Genomic DNA, 14,150 nt, shown 5'->3' with positions numbered 1-14,150 from the left:
ATTCACACCGAGCGATCACTCAGGCTTGCGACGACCGAAGCCCGGACGCTGACCTGAACCTGCCGGTGGGCCACGACGCTTGCCTGACGGCGCATCATCGTTGACCAGCTTGATGCCGACACGCTTCGGGCCCGGCTTGGCCGGACGCTTGTTCATGTCGCTCGGACGCTCGGCGACCGGCGTACCACGGCTGTTGTCGGCCGGACGCGGCGCGCGTGAACCGGGCTTGCCCGAATCCTTGCGCGGCGAAGGACGCTGAGTCGAATCGCCACCGCGCGGACGATCACGCTCGCTACCGGTGATCTGCGGCTGACGCGGTGCGCGCTCGCCGCCGGTCGCCGGAGCACCAGCGGCAGGACGGAGTGTACGGACAACGCGCTCGCCCTTGCCCAACGGACGGGACGATTGACGCTGCAGACGCTCCATCTTGTCCTTGGTCTTGGCATTCATCTGCGGCTGGGCCACAGGTTGCAGACCGACTTCGGCTGCCAGAATGTCGACTTCGTACTGGCTCATTTCGCGCCAGCGGCCCATCGGCAGGTCGGAGTTGAGGAACACCGGCCCGTAACGCACGCGCTTCAGGCGGCTGACCACCAGCCCCTGGGATTCCCAGAGACGACGCACTTCGCGGTTACGGCCTTCCATCACCACGCAGTGATACCAGTGGTTGAAGCCTTCGCCGCCCGGTGCCTGCTGGATATCGGTGAAGCGCGCAGGGCCGTCTTCGAGAATCACACCGTTCTTGAGGCGCAGCAACATGTCGTCATCGACTTCGCCACGCACACGAACCGCGTATTCACGGTCCATTTCAAACGACGGGTGCATCAGGCGGTTGGCGAGTTCACCGTCGGTGGTGAACATCAGCAGGCCAGTGGTGTTGATGTCGAGACGACCGATGTTGATCCAGCGGCCTTCTTTCGGGCGCGGCAGACGATCGAACACGGTCGGACGGCCTTCAGGGTCGTCACGGGTGCAGATTTCACCATCGGGCTTGTTGTACATAATGACGCGACGGACCGTTTCGGCCGCTTCTTCGCGCTTGATGACGCGACCATCGACACTGATGGCGTCATGCAGGTCGACGCGTTGACCGAGGGTCGCGTCCTTGCCGTTGACCTTGATACGGCCCTGGGTAATCCAGGCTTCCACGTCACGGCGTGAACCCACGCCAATGCGCGCCAGAACCTTCTGCAGCTTTTCGCCTGCGGGTCCGATTTCCTGGCTGTCCTGCTTGTCTTTTTCACTCATCTGGGCACCTCCCGGTGTGTCGAATCAGGGCTGGCCGAGAACCGGCAAGACCTGTACCCGGCGCGCTGTGGATAGCGGCAAGGCGAAATACTTGAAAGCCCGGGCGACACTTGATCGCCGAGGGTCGACCATCATACGCCCCTGCGCTGGTTTACGCATCCGGCGTCAACGGCAAATGCCCGAATCACTTCTTCTTTTTGCGACCGGCGGTCTTGAGCTTCGCCAGCCGCTTGGCAGACTCATCGAGCACCGTGCGCTTGTCGTCCTTGTCGAGCTTCTTCCAGGACTTGATTTCGCGCTTGCTGCGACCGCAGCCCAGACAAATATCATCATCGAACTTGCACAGGCTGATGCAGGGGTTCTTGGTCGAACTCATGGGCAGCGAATCTCATGGCGAGTGGTATCAGATGTGACCCTGGGCTGGCGCATGAATTCGACCGAAGTGCACTGCGCGTTGGCAAGACAGTTCTGATTATCGTTCCGCACGCTCCAGGACGAGGTATCAAGAGGACGCAGAGCGCTCATGGCTACATACAGGTATTGTGGGAGCGAGCTTGCTCGCGAAAGGGCCCTTACAGAATCCGAAAATAGCGAGCCTGCACCATCGCCTTCGCGAGCAAGCTCGCTCCCACGAGACTTGTGTATCACGCTGAACGCTTCAGCGTGGGAGCGCTAGTCAATCAGACCTCATCGTCGCCTTTGTCGTCTTCAGGCTCTGGCTCCGCGCGCAGCAGGTCGTCGAAGTCGGTCTTGAGGCCCTGCTCCATCGAATCCAGTTCCACCAGCAGACTGCGGAAGCTGGTTTCGTCACGCGGGGCTTCTGGCTCTGCGTCCGGGTCGAGGCTGGCGTCGGCCAGGGCTTGCAGGTGCGCAGGCACCGGCGCTTCTTCGAAATCCAGCACCGGCTCGGTTTCCATCTCGCGCAGGTCGGCCAGCGGCGGCAGTTCGTCGAGGCTTTTCAGGTTGAAGTGGTCGAGAAAGCCTTTGGTGGTCGCGAACATCGCCGGTTTGCCGGGCACATCGCGGTAGCCCACCACGCGAATCCACTCGCGCTCGAGCAGGGTCTTGACGATGTGGCTGTTGACCGCGACACCGCGCACATCCTCGATCTCGCCCCGCGTGATCGGCTGGCGGTAGGCGATCAGCGCGAGGGTTTCCAGCATGGCTCGGGAGTAACGCTGCGGCCGTTCTTCCCACAACCGCCCGACCCACGGCGAAAAGCGGTCACGAATCTGCAGGCGATAACCCGACGCCACTTCCTTGAGCTCGAAAGCGCGCCCCTCACATGACTTGCGCAACACCTCGAGTGCCTTTTTGAACACCGGGGGTTCAGGGCGCTCGCCTTCCTCGAATAGCTCATACAGGCGCTCCAGCGTCTGCGGTTTTCCGGAGGCCAGCAGAAATGCTTCAAGCAGCGGGGCCAGTTCGCGAGGTTCGTTGAGGTTCATGAATGTGTTTTAGCTCTACTCGGCTCGCGCCCGGACATGGATCGCCGCAAAGGGCTCGTTTTGGACCAGCTCGACAAGTGACTCCTTGACCAGTTCAAGCACCGCCATAAACGTCACGACCACACCCAGACGCCCTTCTTCGGCGGTAAACAGCTCGGCGAACGGCACAAAACCGCCGCCCTTGAGACGCTCCAGCACGTCGCTCATGCGCTCGCGGGTGGACAGTGCCTCGCGGCTGACCTGGTGGCTTTCGAACATGTCACCGCGGTGCAGCACTTCGGCCATCGACATCAGCACTTCTTCAAGGCTGACATCCGGCAGCAACTTGCGTGCACGGGCTTCGGGAGCGTCCAGTTTCGGCACGATGACATCGCGGCCTACACGGCTCAGGCAATCAATGCCCTCGGCGGCGGCCTTGAAGCGCTCGTATTCCTGCAAGCGGCGAATCAGCTCGGCGCGCGGATCACCCTCTTCCTCTTCGACCTCCGCCGAACGCGGCAACAGCATGCGCGACTTGATCTCGGCCAGCATGGCGGCCATGACCAGATACTCGGCAGCCAGCTCCAGGCGCACGGTTTTCATCAGCTCGACGTACCCCATGTACTGCTTGGTGATCTCGGCCACGGGAATATCAAGGATGTCGATGTTCTGTTTGCGGATCAGGTACAGCAGCAGGTCGAGCGGCCCTTCGAACGCTTCGAGAAAAACCTCCAACGCATCGGGCGGGATGTACAGGTCCAGCGGCATCTGCGTGACAGCACGCCCGTAGACCAGCGCGAACGGCAGCTCTTGCTGGGCGTCGGCCTGGCTGTCGACTGCCTCGACGGCTGTCATCAGGCGCGTTCACCGAAAGGCGTCGGATCACCACAGCCGACCCGAACGATCTGGGGTTCACCCTCAGCCAGGTTAATGACCGTGGACGCCGAAATACCGCCGATCCCGCCATCGATGATCAGATCGACCTGATGCTCGAGAATCTGGCGCATCTCGTAGGGATCGCTGAGCGGCACGCTGTCGCCCGGCATGATCAGGCTGACGCTCATCAGCGGCTCGCCCAATTGCTCCAGCAGGGCCTGGGCGATGGGATGGCTTGGCACACGCAGGCCGATGGTGCGGCGCTTGGGGTGCAGCACCAGACGCGGTACCTCGCGGGTGGCGTTGAGAATGAAGGTGTACGGCCCGGGCGTGTGCGCCTTCAGCGCACGGAACGCGCCGGTGTCGACCTTGGCAAACAGCCCCAGTTGCGACAGGTCGCAGCACATCAGGGTGAAGTTGTGCTTGTCGTCCAGCTGGCGCAGGCGGCGGATACGCTCGATGGCGCTCTTGTCACCGATCTGGCAACCCAATGCATAGGACGAATCTGTCGGGTACACCACCAGCCCGCCGGCCTTGATGATTTCAGCGGCCTGTTTGATCAGGCGCGGCTGCGGGTTTTCCGGATGGACCTGGAAAAATTGACTCACGATTACTTCCTGTTCAGACGGAGGCAGTAGGCTGTTCATGTTTGAATCTGCACCACAAAGGCGGTAGATCTTCAGGCACGGGGCGATAAGTGCCGATCTCGCCCCAGGTACCAGGACCGTGGAAGTCGCTGCCGGCAGAAACCAGCAGACCGAACTCGCGTGCAAGGATGGCCAGGGTGCCGACCTGATCGGCAGGCTGCATGCCATTGACCACTTCTATGGCGTGCCCACCAGCCTGGACGAAATCGCCGACCAGTTTACGCCGTTTACTGCGGGTAAAGTCATAATGTGAAGGATGCGCGAGGCTGACCCATGCACCCGACGCCCGCAAGGTGGCGACCGTGTCCTCCAGCGTCGGCCAGTGCTGCTTCACATCGCCCAGTTTGCCCGCGCCCAGCCATTTGCGAAATGCCTCGGCGCGATCCTTGACGAAACCCGAGCGCACCATGAAGTCGGCAAAGTGCGGACGCGCGGGCGCATTACCACTGTCACCCAGTTCCTGCTGAATCGCGCGAGCGCCTTCCAGCGCGCCAGGCATACCTTTGATCGCCAATTTGCGACTGATTTCTTCCGCACGCAGCCAGCGTCCTTCATGCAAACGGCTGATGGCCTCGGTCAGCGCCGGGGCCTGGGTATCGAATCCGTAACCCAGAATATGAATGGTCGCGCCGCCCCAGGTGCAGGACAGCTCCACCCCGTTGACCAGTTGCATACCCAATGAATGCGCCGCTGCACGGGCCTCTTCAAGCCCTTCAAGGGTGTCGTGGTCGGTCAGCGAAAGGACGCGCACGCCGTTTTCATGAGCACGCGTGACCAGTGCCGTGGGCGAGAGTGCCCCGTCGGAAGCGGTGCTGTGACAGTGCAGGTCTACATTCATAGTGAGGCTTTCGTGTTCATTGATGTTTGTTATTATGCCGCCACATCCTGCTTCTGGCTGCCATTGTGAAACAATTCATCGACTTCATCCCGCTGCTGCTGTTCTTCATCGTTTACAAAACCGAGCCGCGTGCCGTGGATATCCTCGGCAATACCTATATGGTAGGCGGCATTTTCAGTGCAACGGCGATGCTGATCATCAGTTCGGTGGTGGTCTACGGCATTCTCTACGTCAAACAGCGCAAGCTGGAAAAAAGCCAGTGGCTCACGTTGGTGGCGTGCCTGGTGTTCGGCAGCCTGACCCTGGCCTTCCACAGCGAAACTTTTCTGAAATGGAAAGCCCCGGTGGTCAACTGGCTGTTTGCCGTCGCCTTTGCCGGCAGTCATTTCATCGGCGACCGGCCGCTTATCCAGCGCATCATGGGTCATGCATTGACCCTGCCGGCGGCGATCTGGACCCGCCTCAACATCGCTTGGATCATATTCTTCCTGTTCTGTGGCGCAGCCAACCTGTATGTGGCCTTCACTTATCAGGAATTCTGGGTCGACTTCAAAGTATTCGGCAGCCTGGGCATGACCCTGATCTTCCTGGTCGGCCAGGGGATCTACCTGTCACGCCACCTGCACGACACCGCTCCCAATACGACCAAATCCGAGGACTGACATGCTCTACGCAATCATCGCCACCGACGTCGAAAACTCGCTGGAAAAACGCCTCAGCGTTCGCCCGGCACACCTGGAGCGCCTCAACGCGCTCAAGGATGAAGGCCGTCTGGTGCTGGCAGGTCCACACCCGGCAGTCGACAGCAACGAGCCCGGCGCTGCCGGTTTCAGCGGCAGCCTGATCGTTGCCGAGTTCGAATCGCAGAGCGCCGCCAAGGCCTGGGCCGAAGCCGATCCGTTCGTGGCCGCAGGTGTATACGCGAACGTCGTGGTCAAACCGTTCAAGCAGGTCCTGCCCTGAGCCTGCCCGACCGACTTTTTTAACAGCTCTGCTTTCTGATCGAGGCAGAGTCACGCGGCACCCCGGCAGTGGCCAATTGAGTGAGTCATGAGCGAGCTGTTACTAATTGATGATGATCAAGAGCTGTGCGAGCTGCTGAGCAGTTGGCTGAGCCAGGAAGGCTTTCAGGTGCGCGCCTGTCACGACGGGACCAGCGCGCGTCAGGCATTGGCCGACGCCGCCCCGGCTGCCGTGGTGCTGGACGTGATGCTGCCCGATGGCAGCGGCCTGGAGTTGCTCAAGCAATTACGTGCCGACCACCCCGACCTGCCAGTGGTCATGCTCTCGGCACGCGGCGAGCCGCTGGACCGCATCCTGGGTCTGGAGCTGGGCGCTGACGATTATCTGGCAAAACCCTGCGACCCTCGCGAACTCACTGCCCGCCTGCGCGCCGTACTGCGCCGCAGTCATCCGGTGGCGTCGTCAAGCCAGCTCGAACTGGGCGACCTGACCTTCAGTCCAATGCGCGGCGTGGTCAGTGTCGACGAAAAGGAACTGACCCTCACGGTGTCCGAAAGCCGCTTGCTGGAAGCATTGATGCGCCAGCCCGGCGAACCGCTGGACAAGCAGGAACTGGCGCAACTGGCCCTGGGCCGCAAGCTGACCCTGTACGACCGTAGTCTGGATATGCACGTCAGCAACCTGCGCAAGAAAATCGGCCCGCACTCCGACGGCCGCCCACGCATCGTCGCGCTGCGCAGCCGCGGCTATTATTATGCTCTTTGAGCAGCTACAAGCTTCAAGCTTGAAGCTTGAAGCTGACAACTTGCAGCTGCCCTTACACAAGCTTTACCAAGCGCTGACTGCGCTTGACCTTGATCTCCCTAAACTGGGCTCATCGGCATCGAGCCGCACTAGAGACAAGGAGATACACAATGCGCAAGACCCTGATCGCTTTGATGTTTGCTACTGCCCTGCCGACCATCGCCATGGCCGCACCACCACCGCCACCTGCCGGTGGCCCGGATGCTGACGGACCTGCCATGCACATGGATCGCGATGACCGCGGCCCTGGCCCACGTATGGACCGCGGCCCTGGCCCGATGGGACCGATGGGTGAGCTGGACCTGACACGTGAACAGCGTCAGCAGATCGAACGTTTGATGCGCGAGCAACGACACGAGCGCCGCGAAATCACCCAAAGCTACCTGGAAAAAATGCCTGCTGCCGACCAGAAAGCAATGCATGACGAAATCGAAGCCAAACGCTCCAAGACCGACAGCGAAGTTCGTGCACTGCTGAGGCCTGACCAGCAGAAGCAGTTTGACGAAATCAAGAAGAAAGAAGATGAACGTCGCGCCGAATGGGCCGAGTTCAAGGCCTGGAAAGCGGCAAAAGCAGCAAAAACGCTGTAACCATCAGGCCTCGCGGCCCGATGAGTTGAACACAACCCGGCATGCGCACGCATGCCGGGCTTTTTTACTGAGACCGAGGAAATCCCGTGCGTTCATTGTTCTGGCGAATCCTGGCCAGCTTCTGGCTGGCCATCGCTCTGGTAGGCGGCCTGTCGGTGCTCATGGGGCATATGCTCAATCAGGATGCGTGGATCCTCAGTCGTCACCCGGTGCTCAACTCGTTGCCCGAACAGTGGACACAACGCTTCGAGGACAAGGGAGCGGATAACGCTCAGGAATTTCTTCAGGACATCAAACGACGCAATCGTATCGACACTCAAGTGCTCAGCGAAAGCGGCGAGCCCATGGTGCGTGGCACCTTCCCGCCGCGCGCCGCAGCCCTGGAAGCACGGCAGCGGGAAGACGATGAGCAGGGGCGCAAACTGCCCTGGCGCCGTCTGGCCACCGAGTACAGCAGCCCGAAGACCGGCGAAACCTACCTCTTCATCTACCGCGTTCCGCACCCGGAGCTCGACGAGTGGCACCGTCAGAGTCTGATGTGGCCATTGAGCGCGCTGGGCATTGCACTGGTGGTCCTGACCCTGTTCAGCCTGTTCGTGACGCTGTCGATTACCCGACCGCTGAGTCGCCTGCGCGGCGCAGTGCACGATCTGGGGCAAACCAGCTATCAACAGCACAGCCTCGGACAACTGGCCAACCGGCGTGATGAGTTCGGCGTGCTGGCCAAGGACTTCAACCGCATGGGTGCGCGCCTGCAAAGCCTGATTGGCAGCCAGCGCCAGTTGCTGCGCGATGTGTCTCATGAACTGCGCTCGCCGCTGGCCCGGTTGCGCATCGCCCTGGCGCTGGCTGAACGTGCGGAGCCTGCCGAGCGTGAAAAGCTTTGGCCACGGCTGGGCCGTGAATGTGACCGACTGGAGGCGCTGATCAGCGAGATCCTGGCCCTGGCACGCCTCGACGCAGAGCTTCGCGGCCCGGAGCCCGTCGACCTCGAAGCGCTGCTGCAGCGCCTGAAGAGCGACACACAGCTGGACGGTGTCGATCAGAATATTCACATTGATGTGCAGGACAACCTGCAGTTCAAAGGCTGGCCGGACATGATCGAACGGGCGCTGGACAACCTGCTGCGCAACGCGCTGCGCTTCAACCCGAGCGGCCAGCGCATCGATCTGCAGGCAACTCAGGTCGGCGATCACATCCGTCTGAGCGTTCGCGATCATGGCCCAGGCGTTGCCGACGAACACCTGACGCAACTGGGCGAGCCGTTTTACCGAGCCCCCGGCCAGACCACCCCGGGTCACGGCCTGGGGCTGGCGATCGCCAAACGCGCAGCGGAACGACATGGCGGCACTCTTATGCTGGGCAATCACCCGGACGGCGGGTTTATCGCCACACTGGATCTGCCCAGAGAGCCGCTCAGTTCGTCGGCTGTCTGATCAGCCCTGCCACTCGCTGACAAACCCGCCCACATCGACTTTTGGTGCTTCGCGCGGCGGGTTCAGCGGGGTGCCCAGGTACAGAAAGCCAAGCACTTCTTCGCCGGCTTCAAGGCCGAAGCCCTTGGCTACCTGTGGCGCATAGGACAGCTCGCCAGTCCTCCAGACCGCACCGATACCCAGTGCATACGCTGCCAGCAACACGCCATGGGCGGCGCATCCGGCGGTGATCCGTTGTTCCGAGTGCGGGACTTTGAAGTGGTCCTGCAAGCGCGCGATCACGACCACCACCAAAGGTGCGCGCAATGGGCCAAGACGGGCCTTTTCCAGCGCCTGAGGGGTCACTTCAACACCACTCTCCTGCAGCGCCTGCGCCAGCATCTCGCCCATGCGCTCACGGGCCGCGCCTTCAACCGTCAGAAAACGATACGGCTTAAGCTGTCCATGATCCGGCGCGCGCAATGCAGCACCGAACAGGATTTCCCGCTGCGCAGCGTCCGGGGCCGGGTCGACCAGTCGTGGAACCGATACACGATTGAGCAAAACGTCGAGCGCCTGCATGGACTGTCTCCTTGAAAAGTGATCGAGCATTCTAGAGCCTGTTTAGCGTCAATAACGAGTGCGACGCACAATTCGTTACCTCTGCGCTTGAAGCCGGTCCTCGGCCGCGCCGGTTTACATGCCCTCAAGCGCAGGTAGAATGGCGCCTTTCCTCACACCAGCCAGAGCCTGTCATGTCGTTGCCGACCTTGCGTATCATCGGTTTCATTATCGGCATCTTCCTGATCACCCTGGCTGTCGCCATGATCGTGCCCATGGCCACGCTGGTCATCTACGACCGTTTCGAAGATCTGCGCGAGTTTCTCTGGGCCAGCGCCATCACCTTTATCGCCGGTCTGGCGCTGGTGGTGCCCGGACGCCCCGACAACGTTCAGTTGCGCCCTCGGGACATGTACATGCTGACCGTCTCCAGCTGGATCGTGGTGTGCATTTTCGCCGCCCTGCCCTTTCTGCTGACCCAGCACATCAGTTACACCGACTCGTTCTTCGAGAGCATGTCCGGCATCACGGCCACCGGCTCGACAGTACTCAGCCATCTGGACAGCATGTCGCCGGGCATTCTGATCTGGCGCTCAATGCTGCACTGGCTGGGCGGTATCGGCTTCATCGGTATGGCCGTGGCGATTCTCCCCCTGCTGCGCATCGGCGGCATGCGTCTGTTTCAGACCGAGTCCTCGGACCGCTCGGAAAAGGTCATGCCCCGCTCGCACATGGTGGCCAAGTTCATCGTGCTCGCCTATGTCGGCTTTACCGCGCTGGGCAGTCTGGCTTTCTGGGCGGCGGGCATGAGTCTGTTCGACGCGATCAACCATGCGATGTCGGCGATTTCCACAGGCGGCTTCTCCACCTCCGACCAGTCGCTGGCCAAATGGCCGCAACCGGCGGTGCATTGGGTGGCGATCGTGGTGATGATCCTTGGCAGCCTGCCCTTTACCCTGTATGTCGCGACATTGCGTGGCAACCGCAAGGCGTTGATCAAGGATGAGCAGGTTCAGGGCCTGATCGGGCTGCTGTTGATCACTTGGCTGGTCATGACGGTCTGGTACGCCAATACCACGGACCTGCCGTGGACCGAGGCGCTGCGCCATGTCGCGCTGAACGTGACCTCGGTGGTGACGACGACGGGTTTTGCACTGGGTGACTACAGCCTGTGGGGTAATTTCTCGCTGATGCTGTTCTTTTATCTGGGCTTTATCGGCGGCTGTTCTGGCTCGACAGCCGGCGGAGTGAAGATCTTCCGTTTTCAGGTGGCCTACATTCTGCTCAAGACCAACCTCAATCAACTGATCCATCCGCGCGCGGTGATGAAGCAGAAATACAATGGCCATCGGCTGGACGATGAGATCGTGCGCTCGATCCTGACCTTTTCGTTTTTCTTTACGATCACTATCTGTCTGATCGCGCTGATGCTGTCGCTGCTCGGGCTGGACTGGATGACGGCGCTGACCGGCGCTGCCAGTACGGTATCGGGTGTGGGACCAGGGCTGGGTGAGGTCATCGGGCCGGCGGGCAATTTCTCTACCCTGCCGGATGCGGCCAAATGGATTCTGTCCGGCGGCATGCTGCTTGGCCGTCTGGAGATCATTACTGTGTTGGTGCTCTGTGTACCGGCATTCTGGCGGCATTGAGGCCTGGCAGAGGCCGCGGGTAAGGCATTATCGTTCCCATGCTCCGCGTGGGAATGCAGTTCGTGACGCTCCGCGTCACACAGTGGTTCTGCAATGTCAGGTGGATTGGCGTTCGGCTCAGGTCACCTTTTCGCCCCTCGGCGAGTCACTTTGATGGGGCCAAAGTGACCAAAGCCCCAAGCTCCGTTTCCGGCCCGACTTCGTCGGGTTCCTTCGCCCTGTCACTGCTCCGGGGGTCGCCGCAACGGGCCATCCATGGCCCGGATGCGGCTAACTCGGCATCCTTGCCGAGTTACCCCCGTATCAGTGCCAGGACTCAGCCGTCACTTACGTCGCACTCTGCGCCGTCAGTGCCATCGTGGTCGAAAAGCGCTTCGCTGGCAGCGGCCGCGGGTAAGGCATGACGGTGTTTCGCATCTTGGATTTGTAACGCGGAACGTCACGAACTGCGTGCCAACGCAGAGCATTGGCACGATAGTCGTAAACATGAGCACGACTCGAATGCTCCACATCGGCACGACAGTCGGCTAAATTTGTGTATAACAATAAGAACCCACACGAGGACAGGCACCGTGGATACCATCAGGCGTTTTTCGAGCTTTGCCGAGTTCTATCCTTTCTATCTTGCCGAGCACAGCAGCGCTACCAGCCGGCGTCTGCATTTTGTCGGTACGTCTCTGGTGATTTTCCTGCTGGCGTTTGGTGTGGGCAGCGGCCGCTGGGGGTTGTTGTGGTTGTTGCCGGTTGCGGGTTACGGCTTCGCGTGGGCCGGGCATTTCTTTTTTGAGAAGAACCGTCCGGCCACGTTCAAGCATCCGTTTTACAGTCTGCTCGGCGACTTCGTGATGTATCGCGACATGCTCTTGGGTAAGGTGCCTTTCTAGGCTCTGTACGAAAAGTGGCTGCGCTCGGTGATGCTTCGTTAAAAACAGGCTCGGAATGCTCATTTACAACACGTAGACTCCGCTTCCTCGCCTGTTTTTGCCTTGCCTGACCTTCGCTCGCCGACTTTTCGTACAGAGCCTAGGCCGGTTGCTTCAGGCAAGCGTTTCGCTGGCGGGTTCCTCGACCGCAACCTGTTGCGCCTTCAAATGCGCATCCGCCAGACGGAACAGTTCGATGTTGCCGTCCAGGTGTTCGATCAGGGCGGTACAGGATTCGACCCAGTCGCCGCAGTTGAGGTATTCCACGCCGCCCACCTGGCGAATTTCCGCATGGTGGATGTGCCCGCAGACCACCCCGTCCAGCCCGCGCTTCACGCATTCGTGGGCGATGGCTTCTTCAAAATCGCTGATGAAATTCACCGCACTCTTGACCTTGTGCTTGAGGTACGCCGACAGCGACCAGTAGCCATAGCCGTATTTGGCGCGCCAGTGGTTGAGCCAGCGGTTGAGGGTCAGGGTGAATTCATAGGCCGAGTCGCCCAGAAAGGCCAGCCAGCGGTGGTATCGGGTGATCACGTCGAACTGGTCGCCGTGAATGACCAGAAAACGACGTCCATCGGCCGTCACGTGTTCGACTTCGTCCACCAACTGGATGTTGCCCAGCACCAGCTTGGAGTAACGGCGCAGGAATTCATCGTGATTGCCGGTGACGTAAATGACTTCGGTGCCGCGCTTGCTCATGGTCAGCAAGCGGCGAATCACGTTGGTGTGTGCTTGTGGCCAGTACATGCCGCAGCGCAGTTTCCAGCCATCGATGATGTCGCCGACCAGGTACACCTTGTCAGCCTGATAGCGCTTGAGAAACGCGGAGAGGTGCTCAGCCTGGCAATCACGTGTGCCCAGATGAACGTCGGAAATCCACAAGGTGCGCACGCGCTGTTTGCGGCTGGGTGTGGCGAGCTGAGCACTGGTCATGTGACGACCTCCGGCAGGGTTTCCAGAAGAGTGGAGCATGCCGGTTAACCGAATGTGACACGTGCGTGGCGATGTCGTGACAGTTGCCCTGTATTACTGAGGGTCTGCCGGAGTATGGCGGTCGTTGTGGCCCAGGTCGCGGGCCGGATCGATCTGGTCACGCAGCCGCTGCTTGAGCACCTTGGCTTCGGGAAAGCCGCCATCGGCCTTGCGTTCCCAGAGTTGTACGCCGTCACAGGTAATACGGAACACGCCGCCGGTGCCTGGCTGCAGCGAGACTTTACCCAGATCATCACTGAATGTGCTCAGCAGTTCCTGGGCCAGCCAGGCGGCGCGCAATAGCCACTGGCATTGAATGCAATAGGTGATGATGACTTCAGGCTTTTCGACAGACATGGGCGTCCCCTTCGGAAATTCAGACGACCATGATACGCAGCGTGCGCCGAATCAACGAGCGTTGGCGAAGCGGCGCAGTGCGCTGAGCGTTACGTCCTGCTCCGGTGCTTGCGGAGCGGTATCGGCAGCTGCGTTCACCTTGACGCCCAGCAAGCCCAGCAAGCGGCTTCGAATCAGTTGGAACCCGGCCTGCCCGCTGTCGCGCTGACGCGGCAGGTCGACGCGGATGTCGTCGGCAATCTTGCCGTCGGCCAGCACGATGACCCGGTCAGCGAGCAGGATCGCCTCATCGACATCATGCGTCACCAGCAGCACCGCCGGGGTGTGTTTGCGCCACAGGTCGATGATCAGTTGATGCATGCGAATGCGCGTCAACGCATCGAGTGCGGCAAAAGGCTCGTCGAGCAGCAACAGTTTTGGCTCACGGACTAGCCCACGCGCCAGCGCCACACGCTGCGCTTCGCCACCGGACAAGGTGGCCGGAAAGGCATTCAGCCGATGCGCCAGGCCAACTTCGGTCAATGCCGCTTCAGCCCGAGCCTTGGCATCGTTGATGCGCAGGCCGAGAACCACGTTTTTCCACGCGCTTTTCCACGGCATCAGGCGCGGCTCTTGAAAAACCGCCGCACGCGCGACCGGCACACGGAGCTCACCGCTGTCGATCTCGTCCAGCCCGGCCAGAGTGCGCAGCAAGGTGGTCTTGCCGGAGCCACTGGCCCCGAGCAAAGCGACAAATTCGCCCGGAGCAATGTCCAGATTCAGCCCGTCGATGACCCGTTGCCGACCAAACTGGCGCACCACGTTGCGCAGTTGTACAGGCGCCTGCCCCGCTTGGGGGACGACCAATGGAGTGTTGCGCAGATCAGGAGTCGCCATG

The 14,150-nt window shown here is 60.8% G+C and carries 17 protein-coding genes; 7 read left to right on the top strand and 10 right to left on the bottom strand.

The genetic code is table 11. The features are described from left to right. Positions 1–15: 15 nt before the first annotated feature. The 6 genes from rluB to JOE34_RS13965 form a co-directional block, all read right to left on the bottom strand. Complete coding sequence (rluB, locus tag JOE34_RS13990) at positions 16–1,248, bottom strand: 23S rRNA pseudouridine(2605) synthase RluB (protein WP_024648258.1); 1,233 nt, start codon at positions 1,246–1,248, stop codon at positions 16–18. 184 nt (positions 1,249–1,432) lie between these two features. Beyond that, positions 1,433–1,624, bottom strand: a complete 192-nt coding sequence (locus JOE34_RS13985; RefSeq protein WP_003314720.1) for a DUF1289 domain-containing protein — start codon at positions 1,622–1,624, stop codon at positions 1,433–1,435. A 304-nt stretch (positions 1,625–1,928) separates the two neighbouring features. Next, entirely contained in the window at positions 1,929–2,696 is a 768-nt protein-coding gene (gene scpB / locus JOE34_RS13980) for an SMC-Scp complex subunit ScpB (protein WP_003404130.1), read from the bottom strand. Between the two features lie 15 nt (positions 2,697–2,711). After that, complete coding sequence (locus JOE34_RS13975) at positions 2,712–3,410, bottom strand: ScpA family protein (RefSeq protein ID WP_203417524.1); 699 nt, start codon at positions 3,408–3,410, stop codon at positions 2,712–2,714. A gap of 119 nt (positions 3,411–3,529) precedes the next feature. Further along, positions 3,530–4,159, bottom strand: coding sequence for an L-threonylcarbamoyladenylate synthase (locus JOE34_RS13970; protein WP_003424791.1), 630 nt, complete (start codon positions 4,157–4,159; stop codon positions 3,530–3,532). Between the two features lie 13 nt (positions 4,160–4,172). Next, positions 4,173–5,036, bottom strand: a complete 864-nt coding sequence (locus tag JOE34_RS13965) for a PHP domain-containing protein (protein ID WP_003314714.1) — start codon at positions 5,034–5,036, stop codon at positions 4,173–4,175. 65 nt (positions 5,037–5,101) lie between these two features. On the opposite strand from JOE34_RS13965, the gene JOE34_RS13960 reads away from it, so the two are divergent. From JOE34_RS13960 to JOE34_RS13940, 5 genes are all read left to right on the top strand, one after another. Next, positions 5,102–5,698 carry a septation protein A gene (locus tag JOE34_RS13960; protein ID WP_003314713.1) on the top strand — a complete coding sequence of 199 codons (597 nt, stop codon included), beginning with the start codon at positions 5,102–5,104 and terminating at the stop codon, positions 5,696–5,698. A gap of 1 nt (position 5,699) precedes the next feature. Then, on the top strand, positions 5,700–5,999 hold the full coding sequence (locus tag JOE34_RS13955) for a YciI family protein (protein ID WP_017278347.1): 300 nt from the start codon (positions 5,700–5,702) through the stop codon (positions 5,997–5,999). 87 nt (positions 6,000–6,086) lie between these two features. Next, positions 6,087–6,764, top strand: a complete 678-nt coding sequence (locus JOE34_RS13950; protein WP_003424789.1) for a response regulator transcription factor — start codon at positions 6,087–6,089, stop codon at positions 6,762–6,764. 149 nt (positions 6,765–6,913) lie between these two features. Next, positions 6,914–7,393: a Spy/CpxP family protein refolding chaperone gene (locus JOE34_RS13945; protein ID WP_003314709.1), complete on the top strand. Its 480-nt coding sequence runs from the start codon at positions 6,914–6,916 to the stop codon at positions 7,391–7,393. Positions 7,394–7,479: 86 nt separating this feature from the next. Continuing rightward, positions 7,480–8,829: a HAMP domain-containing sensor histidine kinase gene (locus JOE34_RS13940; RefSeq protein ID WP_016568665.1), complete on the top strand. Its 1,350-nt coding sequence runs from the start codon at positions 7,480–7,482 to the stop codon at positions 8,827–8,829. Here the strand turns inward: JOE34_RS13940 and JOE34_RS13935 are convergent, their stop codons facing one another. Further along, positions 8,830–9,390 carry a nitroreductase family protein gene (locus tag JOE34_RS13935; protein ID WP_017278346.1) on the bottom strand — a complete coding sequence of 187 codons (561 nt, stop codon included), beginning with the start codon at positions 9,388–9,390 and terminating at the stop codon, positions 8,830–8,832. A gap of 173 nt (positions 9,391–9,563) precedes the next feature. On the opposite strand from JOE34_RS13935, the gene JOE34_RS13930 reads away from it, so the two are divergent. Continuing rightward, on the top strand, positions 9,564–11,018 hold the full coding sequence (locus JOE34_RS13930) for a TrkH family potassium uptake protein (RefSeq protein ID WP_003314706.1): 1,455 nt from the start codon (positions 9,564–9,566) through the stop codon (positions 11,016–11,018). 572 nt (positions 11,019–11,590) lie between these two features. Further along, a complete protein-coding gene (locus JOE34_RS13925) occupies positions 11,591–11,902 on the top strand; it encodes a DUF962 domain-containing protein (protein ID WP_003393857.1) in 312 nt (103 codons plus the stop codon). Positions 11,903–12,055: 153 nt separating this feature from the next. Here JOE34_RS13925 and JOE34_RS13920 read toward each other — a convergent pair whose 3' ends face one another. From JOE34_RS13920 to JOE34_RS13910, 3 genes are all read right to left on the bottom strand, one after another. Beyond that, positions 12,056–12,877 (bottom strand): UDP-2,3-diacylglucosamine diphosphatase, encoded by an 822-nt coding sequence (locus tag JOE34_RS13920; protein ID WP_209995982.1) that lies wholly within the window; start codon positions 12,875–12,877, stop codon positions 12,056–12,058. A gap of 93 nt (positions 12,878–12,970) precedes the next feature. Next, entirely contained in the window at positions 12,971–13,273 is a 303-nt protein-coding gene (locus JOE34_RS13915) for a SelT/SelW/SelH family protein (RefSeq protein ID WP_003314703.1), read from the bottom strand. A gap of 51 nt (positions 13,274–13,324) precedes the next feature. Further along, a complete protein-coding gene (locus JOE34_RS13910) occupies positions 13,325–14,149 on the bottom strand; it encodes an ABC transporter ATP-binding protein (RefSeq protein ID WP_046266932.1) in 825 nt (274 codons plus the stop codon). Position 14,150 lies beyond the last annotated feature (1 nt).

The organism is Pseudomonas sp. PvP028, from assembly GCF_017832255.1.
Taxonomy (GTDB): domain Bacteria; phylum Pseudomonadota; class Gammaproteobacteria; order Pseudomonadales; family Pseudomonadaceae; genus Aquipseudomonas; species Aquipseudomonas syringae.
The sequence above is the reverse complement of the archived record's forward strand: the minus strand, read 5'-3'. Positions and strand labels throughout refer to the sequence as shown.